Genomic DNA, 23414 nt, shown 5'->3' with positions numbered 1-23414 from the left:
GCGCGTCGAGTGCTGTTCGGCCCGCTCTCAGTAGACGTCCCGGGCGTACCGACGTTCCGTGATCATCTTCTTGCGGTACTCCTGCGCCTCGTCCTCGCTCAGACCGCCGTGCCCACGGATGATCTCGAGCAGGCTCTGGTCGACATCACGGGCCATCCGGGTGGCGTCACCGCAGACGTAGAAGTGGGCGCCGTCCTCGAGCCACTTCCACAGCTGGGCACCGTGTTCCTGCATGCGCTGCTGAACGTAGATGCGCTGGCGCTGGTCCCGGGAGAAGGCCAGGTCGAGGCGGGTGAGAAAGCCGTCGCTGAACATCTGCTGGAGCTCGTCGCGGTAGTAGAAGTCGCTGTCGCGGTGCTGGTCGCCGAAGAACAGCCAGTTGCGGCCGGTGTGGCCGAGCTCGCGGCGTTCGTGCAGGAAGGCGCGGAAGGGGGCGATACCCGTCCCTGGCCCGACCATGATCATCGGCGTGGACGAGGCCGTGGGCGGGCGGAAGCCGGGTGCGGCCTGCACGTACACGGGGACGGGCTCGTCGCCCGCCCGGTCGGCCAGGTAGGTCGAGCAGACCCCGCCGCGCGCCTCGTCCGCCTCGTTGGTGTACCGGACGACGGAGAGGGTCAGCTCGACGCGGTGGGGGTCGTGCAGCGGGGTCGAGGAGATCGAGTACTGCCGGGGCTGAAGGCGCCGCAGGACGCCGAGCCAGTCTGTCATGGGCCGCTGAACCGGGAAGTGCCGCAACAGGTCCACGGCGTGCCGGCCCCACAGCCAGCGTTCCAGCTGTTCCTTGTTGTCCCTGCGTAGCAGGTGGGCCAGGGCTGGGTCGCTGTTGTGCCCGGCGACGAACTGCAGCAGTTCCCGGTTGATCCGGCTGATGTCGAACGAGGTCTGCAGGGCCTCGAACAGTCGCACATGCTGGCCGTCGACCTCGATGGTGTGGTTGCCGTCGAGGCCGGTGGCCTGCAGCCAGTCGTGGACGTGCTCGGCGTGGTTGGTCGGGAGCACGCCGAGGGCGTCCCCGGCCCGGTAGGTCACGCTCTCGTCGGTCAGGGCGAGGCCGATCCGGCGCACCTCCTTACCGGAGCCGGGCCCGGACAGGACGTCGTTGGTCACGAGGTGGGCGATGACGGGATTGGCCCGGGTTCCCAGTGCCCCGGGCGAGCGGGTGGGCGACGGCGCGATGCGCGGTTCGGTCCGCGCTGGGCTGGTGTTCGGCCGGGCGGCGAGAAGGTCGATGACGCGATCCAGCCAGGCTTCTGCCTGTTCCTCGTCGTCGGGTTCGCAGTCCACGCGCTCGGCGATCCGGACCGCGCCGAGCTCGCTCAGGCGCGCGTCGAGGGCCTTGGCGTGGCCGCAGAAGTTGTCGTAGGCCGAGTCGCCCATCCCGAGCACCGAGTAGCGGACGCCGTCGAGGCGAGGGGCGTCCGCGGCGGCCAGGGCGCTCCACAGGCCGGCGCCGTTGTCGGGCGGGCCGCCGTCGCCGAAGGTGCTGGTCACCAGCAGCAGCGTCCCGCTCGACGAAAGAGTCGCGACGTCAACGGCATCCATCTCGATCACACGGGTGGAAAGGGTGCGGGTGGCGAACTGCTCGGCTGCCCGCGCGGCGAAGTCCTCCGCGTTCCCGGTCTGCGAGGCCCAGAGAATCGTGGCCGCAGCCGGATTGGCCTCAACAGTGGTTTTGAGGACGCTTGTGGGCACGCTTTCGGGGACGGCTTCGGTGTGGGCCGGGCGTGGGTCGGGCAGTCGGGAGTAGGTGCCCGCGAGCAGGCCGTCGACCCACAGGCGCACCGGCTGGCTCAGGGGCGCGCCGTCGGGCAGAACGGGAACCCGCTCGGCGACCGCAGCTGGCGTCAGGGCAGTCAGGAAGCCGCTCAGGTAGAGCTGCTCCCGGTCGCTCAGTTGCGGCGGGGTCAGTGTGGTGAGTCCCAGTGCGGCAGCCAGGGGATGGGTTTCGGGCTCCACGGTTGGTGCGGGCGCGGGGGTGGTGGGGATCCGGGTGAGGGCGACGGCGCAGGCCTTGAACTCCGGTTGCAGGGAGTCGGGGTCGACGGCGTCGTTGGTGACGGCGTTGATCGCCAGGTACTCGCCGTGCTCGTCGTTCCAGTGGAACGGCACGAAACAGCAGCCGGGGCGGATCCGATCGTCGACCACCGCGGGCAGGACCGCGCGGCCCCGCCGGGAGGCGACCTCCACCTGATCACCGTCGGCGATGCCGAGCCGGGAGGCGTCGTCGGGGTGGATCTCCACGAACGGGCCGGGGTTGAGCTTGTTGAGCTTGGCCACCTTCCCGGTCTTGGTCATCGTGTGCCACTGGTGCTGAAGGCGTCCCGTGGTCAGCACCAGCGGGAAGTCGTCGTCCGGCATCTCCTTGGCGGGCATGTGGGGCCGGGCGTGGAACACGGCCCGGCGCGAGGGGGTCGCGAACGCCAGGCGCGGGGCGACGCCGTCCGGGCCGACGTGCAGGGTCTGGCTGACGCCGTCATTGAGGTAGCGGATCGGGTTGCGGGCCGGACCTTCCGGCGGGCAGGGCCACTGCACCGGAGACTCCCGCAGCCGTTCGTACGTCACCCCGCGCAGGTCGTAGCCGGTGTTCGGGTTCGAGAACCGGCGGATCTCGTCGAAAATCTCCTCGCTCGAGGCGTAGCTGAACTGCTCACCGAAGCCGAGCGCGCTCGCCACCTGGGCGATCAGCTGCCAGTCGGGACGGGACGCGCCGGCCGGCGGAACCGACGACGACAGAAGGGTCAGGTTGCGCTCGGAGTTGACCATGACGGCGTCGGACTCGGCCCACAGCGTGGCCGGCAGCACGATGTCGGCGTAGTCGTTGGTCGCCGTCGCCCGGTAGGTGTCCTGGGTGATGACCAGCTCGGCGGCCTCGAGCCCGGTGATCACGGTGCTGCGGTTGGCCATGCTCGCGACCGGGTTGGTGCAGATGATCCAGCAGGCCTTGATCGTTCCCTCGCCCAGCTGCCGGAACAACTCGACCGTGCCCGGCCCGACCTCGGTGCGAATCGTCCCGGCCGCCAGCCCCCACTGCTCCTCGACGAACGCCCGGTCGGCCGCCGACAGCACCGAGCGCTGCCCGGGCAGGCCCGGGCCCATGTAACCCATCTCGCGGCCGCCCATCGCGTTGGGCTGGCCGGTCAGCGACATCGGCCCGCTGCCGGTCCGGCCGATCGCCCCGGTGGCCAGGTGCAGGTTGCAGATCGCGTTGGTGTTCCAGGTGCCGTGGGTGCTCTGGTTCAGGCCCATCGTCCAGCAGGTCATCCACTCACCGGCCTCACCGATCCACGCGGCCGCGGTGCGCAGGTCGGCCTCGGGGATCCCGGTGATCTCACTGACCCGCTGCGGCGGGTAGTCGGCCAGGAACTGCGGCATCCCCTCCCAGCCCTGGGTGTGCTCGGCGATGAACGCCTCGTCGATCTGGCCCTCCAGGACCAGCAGGTGCAGCAGGCCGTTCAGCAGGGCCAGGTCTGTGCCCGGGGTGATCTGCAGGAACAGGTCGGCGCGCTCGGCGGTGGCGGTGCGGCGCGGGTCGACCACGATCAGGCGCCCTCCCGCCTTCAACCGGTCAGCCATCCGCAGGAACAGGATCGGATGACAGTCGGCCATGTTCGAGCCGATGACCAGGAACAAGTCGGCGTGGTCGAAGTCGTCGTACGAGCCGGGCGGGCCGTCCGCACCCAGGCTCTGCTTGTACCCGGTGCCCGCGCTGGCCATGCACAGGCGGGAGTTGGACTCGATGTGCACGGTCCGCAGGAAGCCCTTGGCCAGCTTGTTCGCCAGGTACTGGGCCTCGATCGACATCTGCCCCGACACGTACAGGGCCATCGCGTCCGGCCCGTGCTCGTTCACGATCCGCCGCAGGCCATCGGCCGCCGCCTGCACGGCCTCGTCGACGTCCACCGGCTCCAGCGGCGCCTGCCGTGACGTGCGGCGGTACGCGGTGACCGCCCGGTCGTCGTCGGCCGTCATCAGGTCCGCATGCGTGGCCCCCTTGGTGCACAGCCGCCCCGCGTTCGCCGGGTGCGCCTTGTCCCCGCTGACCTTGGTGATCACCGGCCGCCCGTCCGGTCGTACCCCGGTCTGCGCGACGACCCCGCAGCCCACCCCGCAGTACGAGCACTGCGTGCGGCTCGGTGGCCGGCCGGTGGGGGCAGGAGCGTTCGGATCAGGCACCGGCTGATCGTTGCAACCGTGTGTTGCGAGCCGTGTTGCTGTGGTGAACAGGACGTCAAGGACATCTCACGGCGGGGTTGGGGCTCGGAGAGGTTGGCGGACGCGGTCCCACGTATGAGTACGCACCATGCCCCCACCGTTGCGTCGTGTGGTTGGCTCATGTGGACCATAGACCCATGGATTGGTTGAAGCGGGAGACCCGGCCGCGAGACAATCAGGTGAGTTGTAGCGGGGCTGACATTCCGAGTGATTTCCCGGACCAAAGGCCTGCGGGATCCGACAACATGTGGAGCCGCGTCGATCCTTAGCATGGGGTCCCGATATTTAAAACCCTCCCGGCGCCAGTCGTGCCACGGCTGTGCGAAAACTAATGCGCCCGGAAGACAGTTACACGGTGTGCGCTGACGGTCTGCGCGCCGCCCATTCGACTGTCTAGATCTTGGGCTCAGTCATCAAGGAGAATTTATGCCCGGTCAACGGAAAAACATTCCTGCTGCTACCGAGGCGGCGCTATGGGTGCTTAGTAACGGTACGTGCTATGCGCCCGGTTGCAGTGCGCCCGTCATGACTGAGGTGCGGGAATCTGTGTACCGGAAGAATGCTCAAGTCTCGCACATCTATGGGGTCAGGCCAACGGCTCCTCGTTTCCGGAAAGACTTGTCGGACAGTCAGCGTGATTCGTTCGCCAACCTACTCCTGCTCTGTTTGCCACATCATGGTGAGGTCGATGATCGTAAGACCGGGGAACAGCTTTATCCCCCAGCCATGCTTTTCTCTTGGAAGAAAGCTCATGAAGGATCTAACGCGAAACCTCTGGCGGCCTTGGGAACTCTAAGAGAAGACGACTTGGACGAGCTGCTGGCAAGCGTCTTCACCCCTCCTTTGGAGAGGCTGGAGGCTATTGCGGAACGTCTCGAGAAGACTGGAACAGTCACTGAGGGCACCGCTCAAGAACTGAAACAAATCGTGGATGTGCTGCGGGAAACGCCTTCATTGGATGGAAGCACTGCATCGCGGCTGATGGAGGCCGCTGAGATCTTCAGTTCAACAAACTTGAGTGAGACCGCTCGCCAACTGTCGAACGCCGCCGAAGTCTTGGATGCTCGGCGCCTCGAGGCGGCCGCCGATAAACTTATGAGGGCAAGCGAATACCTCTGATCGGCCGTCTACGCCTCGTCCCAGGGGCAGCGGCTACCGGTGATCTACTACGCCCACTCCCTCACGGCCTGGTCGGGGCTGCTCGTCGAGGCCGGTCTCGTTCTGGAGCGGGTGCGGCACGTCCGCGAGCCCTCCGGGCACACCGTGCTGCTTCTGCGTGCTCGCCGTCAGGACCAGCAGGGCCCCGGCTGCTGCAGCGACCACCAGGCCCGCCGTCGTGAACGCGGCACCGACTGAGGCTGAGACCAGCAGCGGTAGGGCCGCCATGCTCACCATGCACCCGATGTCCAGGCCCGCTGTGTAGACCGTCATCGCCCTCAGGCGGTCCGGGCCCGGAAGCTGCCCGAGCTGCGTGCCCAGCGTGACGTCGCCCAGCGGCATCAGGGCCGAAGCCACGGCCGACAGGATCAGCAGCTCGGCCAGTGATCCGGCGAACGCGAAACCGACCAGGACGATGCCGCGGGCGATCCAGGCTGCGCAGAGAACCGTCAGCCAGCGCCCTGGTGCTGGGGCGGGAGTGTTGCCGACAGCGAGGTTTCCCAGGACGGCGCCGAGGCCGGAGGCCATCAGGACCACCCCGAACGCCTGTACGCCCAGGCCGAGTTGCACCGTCAGCAGGACAGGCACCCCGACCGAGATCACGCCGTAGAACGCCTGGCCCAGGCTGTCGACGGCCACCGCCCACGCCAGTACCGGGTACCGGCGTGCGACAGTGCGGGCGGTCGGGGCCGCCTCAGCGGCACGGCCCTCGGTGCTTGCCTCGGGGGTATCCGGTTTCACGACGGTCTCGGGTGCGCGCCGGGCCAGCCAGAGCAGCACCAGCGCGGACACGGCAAAGGTCGCAGCGTCGATCAGGAACAACGCATCGGTCGAGACCACGGCCAGCAGCGCCGCGGCTGCACCAGGGCCGAGAATCCACGTCAATCGGCCGGTCACGTCCATTAGCCCGGTGACGGCCCGCAACTGCTCGGCGGGCACCAGTTCGGGAACCAGCGAGGCCCGGGCCGGGTCGCTCAGTGAATCCGCGGTCCCGATGATCACGATGACGACGATGATCCCGGCGAGGCCCAGGCTGTCCCACAGCCAGGGGATCGCGGCGATCACCGGGATCTGCGCGGCCTCGATCCCGGCCAGGGCGCGGAACGAGGCCACCCGTGCGACCAGCTTGCGGCCGAACAGTCCGATCAGGATGTGCGGGACCGCCTCGGCGATGACCACGATGCCCAGGGCGAGCGCACCGGATTTCTCCCAGGCCGTCCAGGCCAGGGCCAGGGTGAAGAACCGGTCTCCGAAGACGCTGATGAGCTCGCCGAGCCAGAGCGCCAGGACGCTCCGGTTACGCAGGAGCTGTAGGTATCGCATTCGACTACCCCCGGGAGTCAGGCAACGACCGGGCAGACCCTAGAGCAGAACGCGGCTCAGCAGAACCGAACCGGCTTGCTCCGGAAGTGCACATATGCACTTCGGGAGGTGGGAAGCGAGCTCCAGCGAGCTGAATTACGTGCAGGGGAGGCCTTCGCTACCTCGTGACCTTGCGTCGTCTTCCTGGCTGTCTGCTGAGGGATACGCCCGTTGCGTGCGCCGAAACGGAAGAAGGGGGTTCCGGGTGTTCCGGGACCCACTTCTCAGGTTGGCTGTCCGCGAGTGGAACTCAGGACGTTTGCCAGCAGCAAACATCCATTGGTTGCAGTTAGGTTCGGGTCACTTGTAACTGAGAACCGTCCCACAGGTGCGCTGTTGGCGGTAGAGTCGGCGGCCACTACCAGGCACATAGTGCACAAAGGCTTGCACGCGGCCCGTGTGCCCAGATCCCACACCGCGTTCATCAGTGCGGCATCAGCAGGCGCTGCCACCGGATCTGGCAGCTCGCGCAGAGCGGCGTAGAAGCGGACTACCCGCACAGGCGAACGCGCCGGGAGCAGCGGATTGTCCAGATAGTCCATTGCTGAGTCCATTCGGCCGCAGAAACATGAGTCCTAGGGTCCTGCGTGAACACTGGATGACGGAGTCCGGTGGCTAGGAGGATCTGCATGTTCGGCGTCACCTCTGTCCTGCGGCGCGGAGCCCTCGCGGCCGTCGCCGCGGGCCTTCTCGTGGGGCTCGCGGGGATCAGCCCATCGGTGGCCGCCCCGGCTGACCTGGCTCACCCGGCCGGCCCGGTGAAGGCTGCGGGGAAGTCCCAGGAGATCACGAATGACTCGTTCTGGAAGGACACCTCCGGCAACCTGATCGCCTCGCAGGGCGGGGGAGTGTTCAGGTTCGGCGACACCTACTACTGGTACGGCGTTCACTACCAGGAGGCCGAACCGTACGCTGCGTCTCCCTCAAAGGCTTATTCCACGGCAACCTTTGAATCGATCGACGTCTACTCCTCCAAGGATGCGGTCAACTGGACGTTCCGCAACCGCGTGGCGACCCGGGCCACGGCCCTGGACATACCGACGTCCAAAGATGTCATCGGTGATGCCTTCTCCCGGATGACGTCACTGGCCGACGCCAGCTGGGTCGGACGGATGGGGGTGGTGCGTAACGAGCAGACCGGGAAGTACGTGCTGGTCACCCAGATGGAGACCGGCTTCGACAAGAACGTCAAGACCAACCACAGCGTCCTGTTCCTGGAGAGCGACACTCCCGCCGGCGACTTCACCTACGCCAACGTGCAGACGCAGATCCCGGGCGTCCTCTATCAGGGCACCGGCGACCAGACGGTCTTCACCGACGACGACGGCCAGGACTACCTGGTCTTCAGCAACCAGAGCGGCCGGGCCAACACCTATGTCGCCCGGATCGACCCCTCCGACTCGCCGATCGTGGAACCGGCGGTCCGGGTCGCGGTCAACCCCGCCGGGCGCGAGGGCAACGCGATGTTCAAGGCCAACGGCCGCTACTACATCGCCAGTTCGGACCTGCATGGCTGGAACACCTCGGTCACCCACGTCATCAAGTCCGACAGCGCCGACATTCAGGGCTCCTACGGCCAGGAGTTCGTGATGAAGGGCACCGAGAAGGACTACAGCCACGTCACCCAGACCGGGTTCTTCTTCACGGTGCATGGAAAGAAGCAGAGCACGGTCGTTTTCGCGGGAGACCGCTGGGCCGACTTCGCCTGGAACGGCATCGGGTACAACCAGTGGATGCCGCTGAGCTTCGACGGTGGCGACCCGGTGTTCCACTCCCTCAGCTCGTGGAAACTGGATGCCAAGAGCGGGAAGTGGAGCGTGGGTAAGGGCAACAACTACATCCTGAACCCTGAGTTCGCGGCCGACCGGGTCGCGGTCAAACAGGTGACGGGCTGGACGACGACGGTCGCGGAGGGGTCCCCGTCCACCGACTTCGTCTCCAACCCCACCCCGGGGGCCAACAGCAGCCGTTTCGCTGCCGCTCTGGGGAACCCGGCGGGCTTCGCCGGCTCGATCTCACAGCAGAACGAGGTGCCTGCCGGCACGTACACGCTCTCCCTGCTGGCCAGGACGACGCCGGGGCTGCAGTCGGCCAAGATCACGATGAAGGACGCCCGTGGTCGGGTGACGTCGCTGGATCTCGGCGGCGTGGGGTCGGCCTGGTCTGCGGTGAGCAAGACCAAGGTCAAGCTGCCCGCCGGCGTGGTCACGGTGTCGGTGGAAGGCAGTTCGTCCGCAGGAGGGACGCTCGCCGTCGATGGGCTCTCGCTGACCCGCTCCTGACGGGCTCCTGGCTGGCGAAGGTATGAACCGGACCGCCCGGGGCTTCACGCCCCGGGCGGTCCTGCTGTTCGTGGCCGGGACAGCCGTAGTTTTGTCCTTAATCAGGACCCACATCGAGCTCGCCGGGACAACCGACCGGCCTGGGCCTGTGCGATGGCCCTTCCCGAGATCATCAGATCCTCCATGTCGGCCCGGCAATTTCCTATAAACCGAAGGCTGGTCCGGCCACTAGCGTCGGCTCCAGGCAGGGAGGCGGGGGCCCTACAACGACGTAAGGGAGACAGATCCGTGAACGGTCTGAAGTCACTACGCACCGTGGCCGCAGCCGGTGTTGTGATGATCGCGCTGGCCGCCTGTGGCGGCGGTGACAGTGGTGACAGCGGTGACAGTGGGACGCCCTCGGGTCCGGTGGACCTGGGCTACATGGGCTGGGTGCCCAAGGCCGAGGAGGCGGTCGCCCTCTGGAACGAGGCCAACCCGGACGAGAAGGTGACCTACACGCCGGTCGCCAACGGCCAGGAGGCCTACCCGAAGATCCGCTCGTCGGTGCAGGCGGGCAACGCCGGCTGCCTGGCGCAGCTGACCTACGACCAGGTGCCCAGCTTCGTGGCCGACGGCATGCTGATGGACGTCACCGCGTACACCGGTGACATCAAGGACTCCTACCTGGACTGGACCTGGTCCCAGGTCAGCCCGGGCGGCAAGACCTACGCGATCCCGCAGGACACCGGCCCGATGGGCCTGTTCTACCGCAAGGACCTGTTCGAGAAGTACGACATCGAGGTCCCCACCACCTGGGACGAGTTCGCCGCCGCGGCCAAGAAGGTCCGCGAGGCCGACCCGGACGCCTACCTGACCTACCTGGCCACCGACGACTCCAGCACCGTGGCCGCCTACGCCTGGCAGCGCGGCGCCTCCTGGTTCTCGATCCAGGACGGCGGCTGGAAGGTCGGGATCGACGACGAGGCCAGCCAGGCGTCCGCCGCCTACTGGCAGGGCCTGCTGGACTCCGGCGACATCAGCCCGACCAAGCGCTGGGACCCGGGCTTCTACAGCCAGCTGGCCGACGGCAAGTACCTGTCGATGATCGGCGCCGCCTGGAACTCGGCCCTGATCGAGCAGAACGTCGGTGACACCTCCGGCAAGTGGGCCGTCGCCCCGATGCCCACGGTGGCCGGCTCGGACACCACCGCCAACTCCGGTGGTTCGGCCGTGGCCGTGCTCAAGGGCTGCAAGTTCCCCGAGCAGGCGGTCAAGTTCGCCAACTGGCTGAACAGCAGCGAGGACAGCATGAACGTCCTGGCGGCCTCCGACGGGGGCGGCCTGTTCCCGGCCGCCGAGGCGGCGCTGCAGTACGACGTGGTCAACCAGGAGCCCGAGTTCTTCGGCGGCCAGAACATCTCCACCGTCTTCGCCGACGCCGCGCAGAAGGTGAACACCCAGTGGGCCTGGGGCCCGACGTACTCCTCCACCGACACCGAGCTCATCGACGGTCTGGCCTCGGTCGCGACCAAGAAGAGCACGCTGCCCGAGGTGATGACCTCACTGCAGGAGTCCACGGTGGCCACGATGAGCGAACGCGGCATCACGGTCGCGGGCAACTGATCCATGACCGCAACCACTGCTCGCCCGAGGGCGGTGCGCGGGGGCCAGAGCCCGCGCACCGCCCGACGGCGGGGGCCACGTCAGTTCCGGGGCGCCATCCTGGCGCTGACGCTGCCCTTCGTCCTTCTGTTCCTGTTCGTCTACGTGGCGCCGGTGATCTACGCGACCGGGCAGAGTTTCTTCTCCCTGAAGACGAGCGCGCTCGGCTTCGAGGCACCCGAGACGGTCTTCGTCGGCTTCGACAACTACAGCAAAGCCCTGAACAGCGGCGAGTTCTGGGGTGCGCTGGGCCGGATCCTGCTGTTCGGCGTGGTTCAGGTCCCGCTGATGCTGGGCGTTGCGCTGGGGCTGGCCCTGCTGCTGGACTCGCTGGCCAACCGCTGGGTCAGCGTGTACCGGGTGATCTACTTCCTGCCCTACGCCATCCCCGGTGTGATCGCGGCGGTGCTGTGGTCCTACCTGTACTCGCCCTCGCTGAGTCCCTTGGTGGACGCCGGCAACTGGCTCGGTGTGAACCTCGACTTCCTGGCGCCCAGCGTGGTGCTGTGGTCGATGGCCAACATCACCACCTGGGTGTTCACCGGCTACAACATGCTGATCCTGCTCTCGGCCCTGCAGGCGATCCCGCGTGACCAGCTGGAGGCGGCCCGGATCGACGGCGCCTCCGAGGTGCGTATCGCCCGCTCGGTCAAGACCCCGCAGATCCGCCCCGCCCTGGTGCTGACCGGCGTCAACTCGATCATCGGCACCATCCAGCTGTTCAACGAGCCGCAGGTGATGCGCGTGATCGCCGACTCGGTCAACAGCAGCTACACCCCGACCATGCTGGCCATGGGCTCGGCCTTCGTGAAGAACGACTACGGCTACGCGGCGGCCGTCTCGGTGCTGCTGGCGCTGGTCGCCGGCCTGCTGTCTCTCGTCTACTACCGCGTCGCCATGAGGAGGGCGGAATGACCGCCGCCACCGACCGTCACCAAGAGCTCCAGGTCAGCCGGAAGAACGCCTGGCTGACGATGGGCGTGCTCACCCTGGCCGCGGTCTACTTCCTGATCCCGGTCTGGTGGCTGCTGGTCTCGGCCACCAAGGACAACACCTCGCTGTTCAGCTCCAACGGTTTCTGGTTCTCCGGCCAGAGCCTGAGCGACAACGTCAGCGACGTGCTGACCCGCCAGGACGGCCTGTTCGTGCGCTGGCTGGGCAACTCCCTGCTGTACGCCGGGATCGGCGGGGCCCTGGCGACGCTGCTCGGGGTGGCCTGCGGTTACGCCATCGCCAAGTACGACTTTCGCGGGCGCGGCGTGCTGTTCGGCGGGATCCTGGCCGGGGTGCTGATCCCCAGTGCGCTGCTGACGGTGCCGCTGTACCTGCTGTTCTCCCGTCTGGGACTGGTCAACAGCATCTGGGCCGTGATGATCCCGGCCGTGGTGAACCCGTTCGCGGTGTATCTGGGACGCGTCTACGCCGCTGCGGCGGTGCCGGACGAGCTGATCGAGGCGGCCCGGATCGACGGTGCGGGGGAGATCCGGATCTTCTTCAGCATCGCCCTGCGGCTGATGTCGCCCGCGCTGGTGACGGTGTTCCTGTTCACCTTCGTGTCGATCTGGAACAACTTCTTCCTGCCGTTGATCATGCTGAGCGACCAGAACCTGTACCCGGTCACCCTGGGCATCTACAACTGGTACACCCAGACCCGCGAGGCCAACTACAACATCGTCATCACCGGTTCGCTGCTGTCGGTGATCCCGCTGGTGGTGGCCTTCCTCTCGCTGCAGCGGTTCTGGCGGGCGGGGCTGACCGCGGGAAGCGTGAAGTCCTAGCCCTTGTGCAGGGCCCGGTAACTGGTCGGGGTCTCGCCGTGCAGCTTGTGGAACTGCCGGGAGAAGTACAGGGGATCGTGGTAGCCCACGGCCCGGGCCACCTCGCCGATCGGCATGGTCGTGGTGTCCAGCAGGGCCCGGGCCCGGGCCATCCGCAGGCTCAGGTGGTAGGCGGTGACCCCGCCGCCGGTCGCCTGCCGGAACAGGGCGCTCAGGTGGGAGGAGGAAAGACCCACCAGAGCGGCCAGTTCCGGCACGGCGATCGTGGAGTCGGTGCGCTCCTCGAGATAACGGATCGCCCGCTGCAGAGGTGTGCCGTTCTCGGGCAGGGCCCGGTCAACGATGAGCTGCGTCAGCAGGTGCCAGGCCACACCGCTGGCCGCGGTCAGGTGGCTGGGCGTCTGGCCGCGCTCCAGGATGGAGACGATCTCGTCCAGCAGGGCGGTGGCGCGGTCCAGGGAGCGCAGCACGATCTTCGCCACCGCCCCCTGGGCATCCAGTAACTCGGGGACCTCGCGCACCTCCGACCCACGCAAGTGGCACCACCAAATCGTCCATGGATGGCGTTCTGACGAGCCGTACTCGTGGGCCATGTGGGTGGGGATGACAACGCAGGTGGACGGGGTGACGTCGATCCGCTGATCGCCGGCGCTCACCCAGCCCGCACCTTGGATACACAACATCAGGATCATCTCGGGCGTCCCGTCGGGACGATTCCGCAGGTGATCCTTCGCTTTTGGGAAGTACCCGGCGTCGGTGACCACCAGGCGCCGGGTGAGCGGGCTGCGCAGGGCGGCCTCCACCAAGGGGCGCGGTACCACGCACAGGCGCTGATTCTCGAAACCGTCGCGCCGCGCCACCATGTGCCCAACCTCGCCGTCGTATCGTCCATGTAGACCGTTGCTGGAACCATATCCGGCAGGGGCGCAAGTGCCTAGCGTGTCGGTATGACCGGCCGACCTTCTCGCATCACCCTTCCCGCGGCCCCACCGGCGCAGCAGGACACGCTCGCCGCCGGTGGGGTGGCCTGCTGGCAGCAGGACGTGGAGATCCAGACCTACGAGCCGGGCGAGCCGGACGCGTTCCCGATGTTCTTCGACCGCCGGGTGTACCAGGGCTCGGACGGCGGTGTGTACCCGCTGCCCTTCACCAGCCGCATCGACCCGCAGCCGCATCCCCGGGCGTGGCGGGCGGTGCACCTGGAGAACCGCTGGGTGCGGCTGATGCTGCTGCCCGAGCTGGGCGGGCGCATCCACATCGGCTACGACAAGACCCGAGACTACGACTTCTTCTACCGCAACAACGTGATCAAGCCTGCTCTGGTCGGCCTGGCCGGCCCCTGGATCTCCGGGGGTGTGGAGTTCAACTGGCCGCAGCACCATCGTCCCGGCACCTACCTGCCGGTCGAGACCAGCGTCGAGCACCAGGACGACGGCAGCGTCATCGTCTGGCACAGCGACCTGGACCCCCTGCAGCGGATGCGCGCGACCCACGGGATCCGCCTGCGCCCGGACGCTTCCACCATCGAGGTGGTGGTGCGCCTGCTGAACCGCACCGACCAGCCGCAGACCTTCCTGTGGTGGGCGAACGTGGCCGCGGCCGTGCACGAGGACTACCAGTCGTTCTTCCCCACCGACGTCCGCTTCGTCGCCGACCACGCCCGCCGGGCGATCACCGCCTTCCCCCGCGCCGATCGTCCCTACTACGGGGTCGACTACCCCGAACTGGCCCGCCAGAACGAGGGCGCGGACGAGATCGACCGCTACAGCAACATTCCCGTGCCCACCTCGTACATGATCACCGACACCCAGGACGCGTTCTTCGGGGGCTACGACCATCGCGCCGGCGCCGGTTTCGTGCACTGGGCCGACCGGGACATCTCGCCGGGCAAGAAGCAGTGGACGTGGGGCAACGGCCCGATCGGGCACGCCTGGGACCGTCAGCTGACCGACGGCGACGGCCCCTACGTGGAGCTCATGGCGGGCGTCTTCACCGACAACCAGCCCGACTTCAGCTATCTCGCGCCGGGCGAGACCCGCCAGTTCAGCCAGTTCTGGTACCCGATCCAGGACGTCGGCGTGGTCCATCAGGCCACCGCCGAGGCGGCGATCAGTGTCGAGGTCGATGAAGGACGGGTGCGGCTGGGGATTGCGGCGGCCCACCGGATCGAGGGGCGCGTGGAGGTCTCGCACGCGGGGCAGGTGCTCGAGCACCTGGACGTGGTCCTGGAGCCGGGTTCGCCCTACGTGGGTCAGCTGAGTGTCTCCGACTGCCGCCACCGGGACGAGCTCGTCGTGCGTCTGCTGAGCGGAGAGCGGCAGGTCGTGGCCTGGCAGGCCCACCCCGAGGCCCCGCAACCGTGGTCGGCCACCGCTCCGGCGCCGGCCGCGCAGCTGGACTCGATCGACGAACTGCTGCTGACCGCCCAGCACCTGGTGCAGTACCGGCACCCCACACGGGCCGCGCGTCCTTACCTGAACCGTGCGCTGGAACTGGACCCGGAGGACTCGCGCGCCCACCTCGCCCTGGCCGAGATGGACTACCGGCAGGGCCGGTACGCCCAGGCGCTGATCCACGTCGATGCCGCCGCCGGGCGGATCCTGCGGCGCAATCTGAACCCGGCCACCGGGCAACTGCCCTACCTTCGCGGGCTCGTCCTGGAACGCCTCGGACGCCATGACGAGGCCGCCCAGGCCTTCGCCAAATCGGCCTGGGACGGCGCCTACACCCTGCCCGGGCACCTCGGCGCCGCCCGCGTGATGCTCCGCTCGGGCAACGTCGAGGCTGCGGCGGCCCATGCCGACGCGGCGCGAGACAGCGACCCGCGCAACCCCATGGCCCAGGCCCTGACGGTGCTGTGCCGGCACCGCGCCGGTGCTCCCGGGCAGGCCGACGAGCTACTGGCCGAGGCCAGGCGCGCCGACCCGCTGGACCCGTTCCTGGCTGCTCTGGACGCAACACTGGACGTGGCCGATCCGCGCACCTACCTGACCGTGGCGCAGGACCTGGCCCGGCTGGGGGAGGACGAGCGGGCCCTGCACTGGGCCACCCGCGCCGCCGCGAGCGGCCCGGGGCCCTTCGGCAACCCGGTGCCGGTGGCCCACTATCTGCGGGCCATCCTGTTCGAGCGGCTGGCCCAGCCGGAGCAGGCAGCCGGAGCCCGCCGGGCGGCCGCCCAGGCCGACCGGTCCCTGGCCTTCCCGGCCGGCCTGGACGACCTGGACGTCCTGCAGGCGAGCGTTCCCGGCGACGCGGTCGCCCTGGGACTTCTGGGCACGTGGCTCCTGGGGGCCCGCCGCGGCGAGGACGCCGTGCCCGTACTGGAGCAGGCCGTCCAGCACGGGTCCACCGACGTGGTGGTCCTGCGCAACGCCGCCGTGGCCGTGGCCAACGTCCACGGCGACCTGGAGCAGGCCGAGCACTACCTGGCCCGGGCGCTGGCCGAGGCCGGCCCGCTCCCGCAGCTGGTCTACGAGCGCGACCAGCTGGCCCGTCTGCGCCAGGTCCCCAGCGGTCGGCGCCTGCAGGTGCTGCAGGAAAGCGGCGCGGACCTGTTCGCCCGCGACGACCTGGCCATTGCCTACATCGGTCTGCTCCTGGAGGAGAACCGGGTGCAGGAGGCCTGGCAGATCCTCACCACCCGCACCTTCCAGCCTTTCGAGGGCGGCGAGGGACAGGTGATCGCGGCGTACGACCGGGCCTGCCTAGCGCTGGCGGCCACGCTGGACCCGGCCGATGCAGCCGCCCTGCTCGACCAGGAGCTGCCCGAGAACCTGGGGGAGGGACGCCACCCGGCCCATCCACTGGCCCAGCGTCTGGTGGTGGCCGGAGACGCGCACCAGGCGGCCGGACACGACGCCCTGGCGCGAGAGCGCTGGCAGGCCGCCGCCGAGGCCGGGGGAGCACTGGCGGTGGCCCCGCGCCCGGCCCGGGAGGACGACTACTGGATCGGCGTGGCGCACTGCCGGCTGGGTCGCGCCGACCTGGCCGGGCAGGTCTGGTCGGCGCTGGAGGCCACGGCCGCCGACCTGGAGGCAGCCGCGGCCGAGCCGGACTACTTCGCCACGTCGCTGCCGGAGCTGCTGCTGTTCGACGTGGACGACGTGCCCGGGCGCCAGCGCCAGGTGAGCGCGTTGCGGGAGGCGGCGAGCCGGGGCAGGACCCTCACCCAGGAGGCGGTCAGCCCGTGATCCCCGAGCACCTGCCGCCGAAACTGACGATCTGCCTGTGGGACTTCTCCTGGTACACCCTGGCCGGTCCCGGCGAGCCGTACGAGGACCTGGACGTGGCCCTGGAGCAGACGGTGGCCCGGGGGTACAACACGGTGCGGATCTGCGCTGCCCCCATGCTCCTGTTCGGCGAGCTCGGACTGGACGACCTGGCCGAGAGCCTGCCCATCGAGGGGATGGGTGGCCACTACGGGCAGCGCACTCGCTGGTACGCCGTTCCCGGCGGCTACCAGACGCCGCTGAGGGCCCGGTTCTTCGAGCTTCTGGAGAAGTGCCGGCGCCGGGGGGTGAGCGTGATCCTTTCCAGCTGGGAGTACCAGCAGTCACCCGCCTTCGCCGGCGACCCCCGCTGGCACCGGGCGCTGCAGGCGATCCCGCACCGCCAGCGCCTGGACGAGCTGGCCGCGGCCCTGGGCCGGATGCTGAACGCGATCCGTGAGGCAGGTCTGGAGCAGGTCGTCGCCCTGGTGGAACTGCACAACGAGGTCGACTTCTCCCACGTGCCGAACGAGCGGGACAGCATCACCCGCGCGGTGGCGCACCTGCAGCAGGAGCATCCGGCGCAGCTGGTCACCGTCAGCTGGGGCAAGCCGCCGCACCTGGCGATGCACACCGTGCCGGACGGGCTGGGCGCCGGGCAGTTCCACGTCTACTCCTACGGTGTGCTGGATGCGCTGCAGGAGCAGATCGACATCCGGGCCACCGGCACCGACGCGTACCCGAACGCGGCTCTGCGCGCGCTGCAGCGGCCCGCCAGCCCGAGTTTCCAGCAGTACGGCCGCCCGGCCGCCTGGAAGCTGGAGGCGACGGTGGTCACCGACCAGATGCTCTACGGCTACGACACCATCGACGCGGTGCGCTGGGACGCCTGGCTCTATCAGAACTACGGCCGCTTCCACGAGGTGATGCGCCGCGAGATCGCCTCCCGGGTGACGGCGATCGCCGCCTGGGGGCGCTGGAAGGATGTCCCGGTGCTGGTCGGGGAGGGGTGGATCGGCTACACCCCGCTGGAGGGCACCTTCGAGGAGGGCCCGATCGGCAAGGCACTGGCCGAGCACGGTGTGCGCACCGCGGCCGAGCAGGGGCTGTGGGGCGTGCTCGCCTGCTCGAACGCGGCCCCGCACCATCCGATGTGGCAGGACGCCGCATGGCAGATCGAGATCAACGAGGAGTTCCGCAGTGCCTGAACTGAGCATCCGCTTCCGCGACTGGGAGGAGCCGGCCGGACGGCTGCCGATGGGGGACGCGGGTGCGCACCACCGGGTGGGCCTGACCTCCCGGCACCTGCTCAGGGACGGACGCCCGTGGATCCCGGTCTCGGGGGAGATCCACTACTCGCGGGTGCCCCGCGAACGCTGGCGTGAGCGTCTTCTGCTGATGCGCTCGGGCGGGATCGACGTCGTCTCCACGTACCTGATCTGGATCCACCACGAGCCGGTGCAGGGCCAGGCCCGTTTCGACGGCGACCTGGACGTGGCCGAGTTCGTGCGGTTGTGCGCGGAACTGGACCTGCACGTGGTGCTGCGGCTCGGGCCCTGGGTGCACGGTGAGACGCGCAACGGCGGCTTCCCCGACTGGGTGCAGCAGGCGCCGGTCCGCCACCGCACGGACGACCCGGGGTACCTGGAGCTGGTGAGCGCCTGGTTCCAGCGGCTGGGCAAGGAGCTCGCCGGGCTGTGCGGGCCCGACAGCCCGGTCATCGGCCTGCAGCTGGAGAACGAGCTGTACACCGAACCCGGTCACCTGCTCACCCTCAAGCGCCTGGCCCGCGAGGCGGGGCTGAGCGCCCCGATCTGGACGGCGACCGCCTGGGGCGGCGCGGATCTGCCCGCGCACGAGGTGTTCCCGTTGTGGGCCGGGTACGGCGACGGGTTCTGGGTGGACGCGGCCGACGGCTGGGCGCCGAACTTCCGCGCCCACTTCTTTTTCTCGCACGAGTGGGACGACCCGGGCGTCGGGGCGGACGTGCGTGACCTGCAGGCGCTGGAGCAGACGTCCACCGCCTCCGAACCGGGCGTCTCCGGTTTCCCGCCCGCTACGTGCGAACTGGGCGGCGGGATGGCCAGCACCTACCACCGGCGGATCGTTCCGGCAGCGGAGGACATCGCGGCCGTCGCCAACGCCAAGCTCGGCAGCGGGTCGATGTGGCAGGGCTACTACATGTACGCCGGTGGCCTGAATCCGGCCGGGATCGGCCCGGTTCAGGAGTCGCACGCCACCGGCTACCCGAACGACCTGCCCGTCAGCGACTACGACTTCCACGCCGCGATCGGCGCGGCCGGCCTGCCTTCTCGCGCGCATGCGGCGCTACGCCGCCAGCACGCTTTCCTGCAGGCCTTCGGCAGCGACCTGGCCGACATGCCCTCGGTGCTGCCCGAGCAGCAACCGCACGGGCTGGGTGACGTTCAGACCCTGCGCTGGGCGCTGCGCTCGGACGGCCGTTCGGGCTTCGTCTTCATCAACTGGCACCAGCCGCACGTCCCTCTCCCGACCCGCCGCAACGTCCACCTGAGCGCCGAACTGGCGGAAAACGTCATCAATCTGGGGCCCTTCGACGTACCGCCCGCAACGATCGCCCGCTGGCCCATCGGTCTGTCGCTCAACGGAATCCAGCTGCGCTCGGCGACCGCATCGGCGCTGACCGCCCTGACCGACGGCACGCTGGTCCTGGTGGCAGAGGCCGGGATCGACGTGGTCGTCGACGCCGACGCCGAGCAGAGCGCCGAGGGGGACGTCCTGCGCCTGACGGCCCAAGACCGTTCTGCCACGGTCATCGTCATCGCGGCCGCGGACGCCGACCGCGTCTGGGTCCTCGACGATCGTCTCGTCGTGCTCAGCGAGCACCCCGTATGGTGCGACGGCGGGCGCATTTTCGTCGAGGCGGACCGCGCACCACGGCTGGAGATTTTGAGGGCCGACGGCCGTCGGGTGCCCGCTCTGAGCGCCCTGGCTGAGGCAGAACGCGCCCGTGCGGTCCAGGTGAGCCAGACCCGGGAGTTCGGGCCGCCGCTGGCTTCCTACGGTTCGTTCGGCGGCCGCGCCTCCGCACCGTCCCCTGAGTCCATTGCGCAGCAAGCGGGCGTTTTCGAGCTTGAAGACGTCGGTGAGCCCGTAGCGGGAACGCGGCGCCTTCTGGAGATTGAGTGGGCGGGCGACGTGGCCCAGTTGTGCGTCGACGACGAAGTGGTGGCCGACCGCTTCTGGGATGGCACCCCCTGGACCGTGGACCTGGACACGGTTCCCGGAGCCTCGGGCGCGCAAGTCTCGCTGCGTATCCTGGCCCTGCACCCGGAGGCCGACGTCTGGCTCGATGTCGCGGCGCTGGATCGCCGCCGGGCTGAGATCGAGCCGCTGGCCGCGCTGGACGCGGTGACCTTGTCCCGGCTCACGACCTGGTCGGCATCCCTCAGTGAGCTGGGGTGAGCATCGGGCTCGCTTCGGCGGACGGACGCGTCCGGGCTGCCGTCGACCTCGTCGGCGGCGGCCTGCAGGCGCTTTCGGTGGACGGGTGCGACATCGTGGAGGGCTACGACCAGGGTCCTCCGCCCCATGCAGCGGGTGCGGTCCTGTTCCCCTGGCCGAACCGGGTCCGCGACGGCCGGTGGACCCACCGGGGCGTCGAACGGCAGTTGGAGGTGTCCGAGCCGGGGCTGAACAACGCCAACCATGGGCTGGTCTGCGAGAACGTGTTCCGGGTCGCCGGCCAGGAACCGCAGGGCGTGTGCCTGAGCACGGACGTCGTTGCCAGCCAGGGCTATCCGTTCGACCTCACCCTCACGCTGACGTACGAGGTGCTGGCGGACGGGGTGCTGGTGCAGGCCTGCGTCGAGAATCACAGCCTGGAAACGGCTCCCTTGGGCCTGGGCTTCCACCCCTACCTGCGCATCGGTGACGTCCCGACGGCGGAGCTGATGCTGGACGTCCGGGCCGGCTTCGTCCTCGATCTGGACGAACAACTGATCCCCGTGGGTCAGCATCCGGTGTCCGGCACGCCAGAGAGCCCGGCGGGCATGCCGCTGGCCGGGGCACGGCTCAATCACTGCTACGGCGGGCTCACCCCCGGCGCCAGCCATCGCCTGAAAGCTCCTGACGGCCGGCAGGTGGAACTACGCACCGACTCCCGGTTCGGCTGGGTCCAGATCTACACGTGCCCCAACTTCCCGCGCGGCATGGACACCGTGACGGCGGTGGCCGTCGAGCCCATGACCGCACCGCCCGACGCACTTCGCTCGGGCCGCGACCTGGCGTGGGTCGAGCCCGGGCACAGCTGGTCGGCGGGCTGGTCCCTGCACTTGAATCACTGGCTGGGGCGGCCGGAGTCGGACTGACGAAGGTGAACATCTGCACCGATCTGGACGGCCCCGCCGAGCAGGGCCACTCCGGCGAGTGGGCCAGCACCACCGATGTCTTTGCAGACATGGAGCACGAGGGCGTCGGCGTGATGGCGTTCAACGAAGTCCCACGCCTGATGGATGGCCGCAACCAATGAGCCACGGCGGGGCGCCGGCCAGTGCCGACACCCCGCCGGGGGCTCAGTTCACCGTGAGTGAGCCCAGGGTCAGCCATCCGTTCTTGGCCGTGTCCTGGCCCGCGTTGGCGAAGCGGATGGGCGCCCCGTTGCTGAGGGCGTTGGGGACCTGCAGGACGACGCGGTAGGAGCCCTTGGCGACTCCCGTCAGGCTGAGCGAGCTGGTGAAGTCTTTGCTGGCGCCGCTGGCGACATCGCTGATCTTCCAGCCCACGGCGGTGTTGGCCTTGAGGTTCCCGCTGCTGTCGACCAGGGCCACGCGGGCCGCCCAGGGGTAGTAGAAGGGCGCGATGCCGATGTTCTGCACGCTGGCGCCGACGGTGATGGAGCTACCGGCGGTGGCCGAGGTGGGCAGGTAGGCGCGGGTGGCCCGGAACGAGTAGCCCAGGGACTTCGCCCCGGCCAGGGCCCTGGCCCGGTCGGCGGTGGAGTAGCCGGTCTGGAACGCGTAGTGGTTCATCATCCAGCTGATGTGGGTCTGCTGGACGCTGCCGGGGAAGTCGTTGTCGCCGTCCGGTTCGATGACCGGGCAGCCGGCGGGACTGAAGATGCAGGACTGGAGTTCGGGCCGCAGTTCGCCGCCGATGGACTGGGTCTTCCACTTGTTCTGCAGGCCGTTGTCGTTGATCTTGTTCATGAAGTGCCAGCCGGCCGCGACGGGTTTGGTCTCCAGGGCGAAGGAGTCGTCGTGGTAGCCGATCGGGAGGTCGGCGTTGACCGGGTCGGGGTTGCGCACTTCCAGTTCGGTGGTCTTGAAGGCCGAGACGAAGGCGTTGAGCACGCGCCGCTGGTTGGCCGTCGTGGGCATGTAGTTCTGCGGTTTCGTCGTGCCGTCGTAGGGGTAGGTGTGCCACTCGCCCCAGAAGCCGGTCAGGCCAGCCTGGACGAAGCCGATCTGTGCCTTGCCGTCGTACCGGGCGCCCAGGGCGGCGATGAAGCGGTCTATGGCCGAGAGCAGGTTGGCGTCGTTGTAGTCGGGGATGACGCTCGTGGAGTTGTCGAATTCGGTGTAGGGGTAGGTCTTCAGGCCGCCCTGGAGCAGGAACTGGGGGATGCCGGTGGCCCGGCCGGGGTAGTCCAGGTAGAAGCGCATGGCCGTCTGGTGTCCGCGCGCCGCGGCCTGGTTCACCGCATTGTCGACGGTGCTCCAGTCGAAGGTGTTCGATCCGGTCATCACCGCGCTCACGGGGAAGTAGGACCATTCCATCGTGTGCGGGAAGCGGCTGAAGGAGCTGTCGTAGGCCTCGTTGAAGGGGATGAAGCCCTCCAGCGGGTTGGACTCGGGTTCGGCGCCGGCCAGCAGGGTGCGCCACTGTCCCCGCGCGGACGGGGCTGCCGAGGCGGATGTGGTGTAACTGGTGACGAGTGCGAGTGCGGCTGCCGTCGCGAGTGGCCGAGGTAGGTCACTAACCCGGAATGGTCACCAAGGAGCGAGACGAGTCAGGTCAGGCGCTTCAACCAACCGTCGATCCGGCACGGATTGCCGCTCAGACCGCTTGCTCGCTACCGCTTTCGTCACTCGATGATCCCGTAACGTCCGAGCTTGAGGGTCCGGTTCGTTGTTCCAGCAGGCTGGCCCGGTCGGCGGCATAGCCCACCATCCACTGCGGGCGCAGGCGGTACATCCGGATGTCCGGGCCCCAGGTCAGCGGCGACGAGCCGTAGTGCGCCGTCCAGTGCTCGATGGTCTCGGACCAGGCATCGTGGTGAGGCTCCAGCTGCTCGGCCTGGCCGTGGCTGAACACGGCCAGCCTCTCTCCGTCGACGTGGGCCACGCTGACCGCTGGGCGCTTGCTCAGGTGTACGGCCTTGGCGGCGGTGCCGGCCGTGCCGAACGTCCAGGTGCCGTGCAGGAAGTGCCCGTCCAGGGCGCTGATCCGGGGTTCGGCGCGGGCGGTGACCGTGGCCACGCTCAGCACCTTCATGCCGGTGAGCAGAGCGACCAGGTCCGACGCGGACAGGGTGTGATCGTCGTTCACGATCTCTTTCAGGTGGCTGCTCGAGGATGTGTGTGACGCATCCAGGAGAGCCTGCAGGGCGGCGACTTCTTCCGGGGTCTCCAGCATGACCGCCACCGTACGGGCGCCCACTGACAATGATGATGTAAGGGCGTCTCCGGGGCTCTGACCCCGCCACTGACTGTCGCCCTGTTGGGCTGGCTTGCGATTGTTCTGTCGGGTTCCGGATGGCGCGCGTACCAGGCTCACGGCCGGGGCGG

The 23414-nt window shown here is 68.7% G+C and carries 15 protein-coding genes; 10 read left to right on the top strand and 5 right to left on the bottom strand.

Translation table 11 applies throughout. From position 1 onward, the window contains the following. Window positions 1-27: 27 nt before the first annotated feature. A complete protein-coding gene (locus tag QSK18_RS18035; RefSeq protein ID WP_285620851.1) occupies window positions 28-4176 on the bottom strand; it encodes a bifunctional nitrate reductase/sulfite reductase flavoprotein subunit alpha in 4149 nt (1382 codons plus the stop codon). Window positions 4177-5022: 846 nt separating this feature from the next. Between QSK18_RS18035 and QSK18_RS18030 the strand changes: the two genes are divergently transcribed. After that, window positions 5023-5334: a hypothetical protein gene (locus QSK18_RS18030; RefSeq protein ID WP_285620848.1), complete on the top strand. Its 312-nt coding sequence runs from the start codon at window positions 5023-5025 to the stop codon at window positions 5332-5334. 33 nt (window positions 5335-5367) lie between these two features. Here the strand turns inward: QSK18_RS18030 and QSK18_RS18025 are convergent, their stop codons facing one another. Then, on the bottom strand, window positions 5368-6696 hold the full coding sequence (locus QSK18_RS18025) for an MFS transporter (protein WP_285620845.1): 1329 nt from the start codon (window positions 6694-6696) through the stop codon (window positions 5368-5370). 668 nt (window positions 6697-7364) lie between these two features. Here QSK18_RS18025 and QSK18_RS18020 point away from each other — a divergent pair. The 4 genes from QSK18_RS18020 (at window position 7365) to QSK18_RS18005 (ending at window position 12439) form a co-directional block, all read left to right on the top strand. Beyond that, the gene (locus tag QSK18_RS18020; RefSeq protein WP_232809855.1) at window positions 7365-9017 is read left to right on the top strand and encodes a family 43 glycosylhydrolase; all 1653 of its coding nucleotides are present in this window, start codon (window positions 7365-7367) and stop codon (window positions 9015-9017) included. 288 nt (window positions 9018-9305) lie between these two features. Then, window positions 9306-10622, top strand: coding sequence for an ABC transporter substrate-binding protein (locus tag QSK18_RS18015; protein WP_232809856.1), 1317 nt, complete (start codon window positions 9306-9308; stop codon window positions 10620-10622). Window positions 10623-10625: 3 nt separating this feature from the next. After that, window positions 10626-11576: a carbohydrate ABC transporter permease gene (locus QSK18_RS18010; protein WP_285620837.1), complete on the top strand. Its 951-nt coding sequence runs from the start codon at window positions 10626-10628 to the stop codon at window positions 11574-11576. Beyond that, window positions 11573-12439 (top strand): carbohydrate ABC transporter permease, encoded by an 867-nt coding sequence (locus QSK18_RS18005; protein ID WP_232809858.1) that lies wholly within the window; start codon window positions 11573-11575, stop codon window positions 12437-12439. Before QSK18_RS18010 ends, QSK18_RS18005 begins: the two co-directional genes overlap by 4 nt. On the opposite strand, the gene QSK18_RS18000 is transcribed toward QSK18_RS18005, so the two are convergent. Beyond that, window positions 12436-13302: an AraC family transcriptional regulator gene (locus QSK18_RS18000; RefSeq protein WP_285620834.1), complete on the bottom strand. Its 867-nt coding sequence runs from the start codon at window positions 13300-13302 to the stop codon at window positions 12436-12438. The genes QSK18_RS18005 and QSK18_RS18000 overlap by 4 nt on opposite strands. Before the next feature lie 84 nt (window positions 13303-13386). Between QSK18_RS18000 and QSK18_RS17995 the strand changes: the two genes are divergently transcribed. From QSK18_RS17995 to QSK18_RS17975, 5 genes are read left to right on the top strand one after another with little or no spacing between them, the layout of a single operon-like run. Next, window positions 13387-16629: a DUF5107 domain-containing protein gene (locus QSK18_RS17995; RefSeq protein ID WP_285620831.1), complete on the top strand. Its 3243-nt coding sequence runs from the start codon at window positions 13387-13389 to the stop codon at window positions 16627-16629. Beyond that, window positions 16626-17855, top strand: coding sequence for a cellulase-like family protein (locus tag QSK18_RS17990; RefSeq protein ID WP_232809861.1), 1230 nt, complete (start codon window positions 16626-16628; stop codon window positions 17853-17855). Before QSK18_RS17995 ends, QSK18_RS17990 begins: the two co-directional genes overlap by 4 nt. Continuing rightward, on the top strand, window positions 17848-20091 hold the full coding sequence (locus tag QSK18_RS17985) for a beta-galactosidase (RefSeq protein WP_285620827.1): 2244 nt from the start codon (window positions 17848-17850) through the stop codon (window positions 20089-20091). The genes QSK18_RS17990 and QSK18_RS17985 overlap by 8 nt, the downstream gene beginning before the upstream one ends. Continuing rightward, the gene (locus QSK18_RS17980) at window positions 20088-20996 is read left to right on the top strand and encodes an aldose epimerase family protein (protein WP_232809863.1); all 909 of its coding nucleotides are present in this window, start codon (window positions 20088-20090) and stop codon (window positions 20994-20996) included. The genes QSK18_RS17985 and QSK18_RS17980 overlap by 4 nt, the downstream gene beginning before the upstream one ends. 5 nt (window positions 20997-21001) lie before the next feature. After that, window positions 21002-21157 carry a hypothetical protein gene (locus QSK18_RS17975; protein ID WP_232809864.1) on the top strand — a complete coding sequence of 52 codons (156 nt, stop codon included), beginning with the start codon at window positions 21002-21004 and terminating at the stop codon, window positions 21155-21157. Window positions 21158-21200: 43 nt separating this feature from the next. On the opposite strand, the gene QSK18_RS17970 is transcribed toward QSK18_RS17975, so the two are convergent. Together QSK18_RS17970 and QSK18_RS17965 are read right to left on the bottom strand one after the other, a co-directional pair. After that, the gene (locus QSK18_RS17970) at window positions 21201-22382 is read right to left on the bottom strand and encodes a DUF4832 domain-containing protein (protein WP_285620815.1); all 1182 of its coding nucleotides are present in this window, start codon (window positions 22380-22382) and stop codon (window positions 21201-21203) included. Between the two features lie 301 nt (window positions 22383-22683). Further along, complete coding sequence (locus QSK18_RS17965; RefSeq protein WP_285620812.1) at window positions 22684-23262, bottom strand: pyridoxamine 5'-phosphate oxidase family protein; 579 nt, start codon at window positions 23260-23262, stop codon at window positions 22684-22686. Window positions 23263-23414 lie beyond the last annotated feature (152 nt).

The sequence above is a fragment of the Kineosporia sp. NBRC 101677 genome (assembly GCF_030269265.1).
In the GTDB taxonomy this organism is placed as follows: Bacteria; Actinomycetota; Actinomycetes; order Actinomycetales; family Kineosporiaceae; genus Kineosporia; species Kineosporia rhizophila.
The sequence above is the reverse complement of the archived record's forward strand: the minus strand, read 5'-3'. Positions and strand labels throughout refer to the sequence as shown.

Bases quoted from the DNA above. Each gene is read 5' to 3' on its own strand.
- QSK18_RS17965 (WP_285620812.1), bottom strand. From the start codon at position 23,262: ATGCTGGAGACCCCGGAAGAAGTCGCCGCCCTGCAGGCTCTCCTGGAT.
- QSK18_RS18000 (WP_285620834.1), bottom strand. From the start codon at position 13,302: ATGGTGGCGCGGCGCGACGGTTTCGAGAATCAGCGCCTGTGCGTGGTA.
- QSK18_RS18025 (WP_285620845.1), bottom strand. From the start codon at position 6,696: ATGCGATACCTACAGCTCCTGCGTAACCGGAGCGTCCTGGCGCTCTGG.
- QSK18_RS18010 (WP_285620837.1), top strand. From the start codon at position 10,626: ATGACCGCAACCACTGCTCGCCCGAGGGCGGTGCGCGGGGGCCAGAGC.
- QSK18_RS18020 (WP_232809855.1), top strand. From the start codon at position 7,365: ATGTTCGGCGTCACCTCTGTCCTGCGGCGCGGAGCCCTCGCGGCCGTC.
- QSK18_RS18005 (WP_232809858.1), top strand. From the start codon at position 11,573: ATGACCGCCGCCACCGACCGTCACCAAGAGCTCCAGGTCAGCCGGAAG.
- QSK18_RS17995 (WP_285620831.1), top strand. From the start codon at position 13,387: ATGACCGGCCGACCTTCTCGCATCACCCTTCCCGCGGCCCCACCGGCG.